2 protein-coding genes are annotated in these 2,374 nt (G+C 51.8%); both read right to left on the bottom strand.

All coding sequences use genetic code 11. From position 1 onward, the window contains the following. Window positions 1-403: 403 nt before the first annotated feature. A complete protein-coding gene (locus GOV38_RS22150) occupies window positions 404-1,069 on the bottom strand; it encodes a dimethylsulfonioproprionate lyase family protein (RefSeq protein WP_171210392.1) in 666 nt (221 codons plus the stop codon). Between the two features lie 202 nt (window positions 1,070-1,271). After that, window positions 1,272-2,216 carry an aldo/keto reductase gene (locus GOV38_RS22145; protein ID WP_171210391.1) on the bottom strand — a complete coding sequence of 315 codons (945 nt, stop codon included), beginning with the start codon at window positions 2,214-2,216 and terminating at the stop codon, window positions 1,272-1,274. Between the last annotated feature and the right edge of the window lie 158 nt (window positions 2,217-2,374).

Here is a 2,374-nt window from a genome sequence, read left to right as displayed (position 1 = left end):
TGTCCGCACACCCGAAATTGGCTAACGTTGTTCCCGACGCCTAAAACGCGGTGGTTCCACTTTGTAGCTTGTCCAGGTGAGGCCCCTAGTTAACCTTGCGCAATGCCGCCGCGCCGACTCGGAATACAGATCCAGCCCATCCCGATTTCCAGCATCTCAGATGACTACTGGATATACATCCACTGCGATGATGTCCGCTGTATCCATGGTGCGAGCTTCCGGCCAAGCGACCTGGTTAACCGGCTCGGCGGTGATGTCACACTGCGCAGCGTTTTGGAAAAAGCCCGGTGCACCAAATGCGGCAGGCACCCAGTCAGCATCAAACAGGTATATAGACGGCAGAGCGGGTGGTGAGGCTCGTTTGAATATAGTCAAAAGTCTTCTTGGAGCCCAAGGCCGCGCTTCAGGCTAACAAATCAGCTTCGACATGTTCAGTAAAGGTGTATGAGTGTGTGTTGATGTCGCCACTCCAGCGCCAGATTGCGATAAAGCCCTCTGCGCCTGTTCGAAATGCATGTGGCATCATACTTGGATGGTGAATCATTGAACCAACCCCTCTCATCCGAATGTCATCTCCGGCCGTCCAAAGGGCCTGTCCCGCAATAATGACATATGTCTCGTCGGCGTCATGAAGATGCATAGGATAGTAGCTGTCGGGTCGCATGTAGACCAAACCCAACCTTACGTCCGGCGCCGGTATCGGTCCTTCTGGTCCCATCAGTGTTAGGACGCTTATCAAGGCGGCTATACTCGATTGGGTGTTGCCCTCAACCGGGTTTGATCCCCAGCTCAAGAGATGCTGTGCCGCCAAGACCGAACTAGCTGCCGGATGACTGCTATTGGCCAAGACAGCACGCATACCCGCATCTAGGGAGCAAGGTGGAACGGGTTCAAAGGCAACAGGAGTTGGCGTTACCAAAAGCGTGTTCGCTGTATGAGGTCCTTGAATGTCTACCTCGGTCTCATAGACCTTTGCAATTTCTACCAGCATATCTTGAATGATTTCGTCTTGCGCCATGACCAGTGCATCCAAATCCCAAATGTCAGCGCTGCTTTGATCGATTTTCAATGCTCAATCTGAAAGAAATACGACGGGTTTGCGTCGCTATCCTGCTTCGGCAAATGAAACTCGTGAGGTTTGACAAGCTTGAGCAGGTCGAAAGCAGTATTCTCGGGTCCAAAAACAGGTTATTTAGGCCGACCACGTCGGCCGATAGCTCTAAGCCCAAAGCAGTCAATTGGCAGAACAGTATCCTATCCGAAAATTAACTCTAAGCTTCTGGATCGCTTGAAGTTTTATCGAGCTCAGCGAGTTCTTCCCAAAGGCCTTCAGGGATAGACCACTCTGCCCATTCCATCGCCTGTTGAACATGCTGAGGCCATGTCACTCCACAAACCGTCGAAGTGATGTCGTCGTCTTTCATCGAGTATTGCAACGCGACCGCCCCGACCGGGACATCGTAGTGCCCGCATACCTCTTCAACAGCACGTATTGGCGCAAGTACTTCATCATCCGCAGGTCTATACACATAAAAGCGATGGATGGCGCTGCCTCGGGCAAGTGCACCTCCGGAATAAGGTGCTGCGTTCAATATTGAAACGCCTCGTGATTTCGCGAGTTCTATCAGAGGTGCTGCGTTATCGTTCACTAGCGTATGTCTGTTGTGTGTCAGGACCACGTCAAAATCCCAACCCTCCAAAATTGGCATCATTAAGTCGATACGTCCCGCCGCGATTCCGACCGCCTTTGCAAGACCTTCCTCCTTGATACGGAACAACTCTTCAATCGCGCCACCTCGTCCTTTGACCTCAGATAGGTCATTTGCATATTCGACATCATGGACGTGGAGTATATCAACGCTGTCGACGCTTAGGGCCGCGAGACTTTCCTCGACTGATCTACGCGCTTGAGAAGCATCAAAAGCACCGGTTTCCATGTCCCGGTCGATTTTGGTGGAAAGCACCTGACCGTCCGGCCAACCACCAAGCTCACGAATGACTTTTCCTATGCGCTCTTCACTTCGTCCCATGGCATAGCAACGGGATGTGTCCAGGAACGCATTTGGCTGCGAAAGAATTGCCCGAATTGTATCAATCGCGCGGTCTTCCTCAACTTCATACCCATAGATTTCCGGGATACTTCCCAACCCCGTCGATCCAAACCCGATGCGAGGGACCCGTATACCTGTCTTACCAATTTCGCGTAGCTCTGCCATGCCAACCTCCCAATTGGTTCCGGACATTCACGGATGTTGCGCCAGTAGTTTATTGAAAACAAGTCAGGCTTGTGGCTGGAGTTACTCTCCGGGCTCAATGCAATCGTTCAAGCCGCAAATTCACCAAGTTTTTTTAGCGAATGGCAGAAATGTCCGCG

Origin of the sequence: Ruegeria sp. HKCCA5839, assembly GCF_013035585.1 — a bacterium.
GTDB lineage: Bacteria > Pseudomonadota > Alphaproteobacteria > Rhodobacterales > Rhodobacteraceae > Ruegeria.
This window is presented reverse-complemented; position numbering and strand designations above follow the sequence as displayed.

Bases quoted from the DNA above. Each gene is read 5' to 3' on its own strand.
- GOV38_RS22145 (WP_171210391.1), bottom strand. From the start codon at position 2,216: ATGGCAGAGCTACGCGAAATTGGTAAGACAGGTATACGGGTCCCTCGC.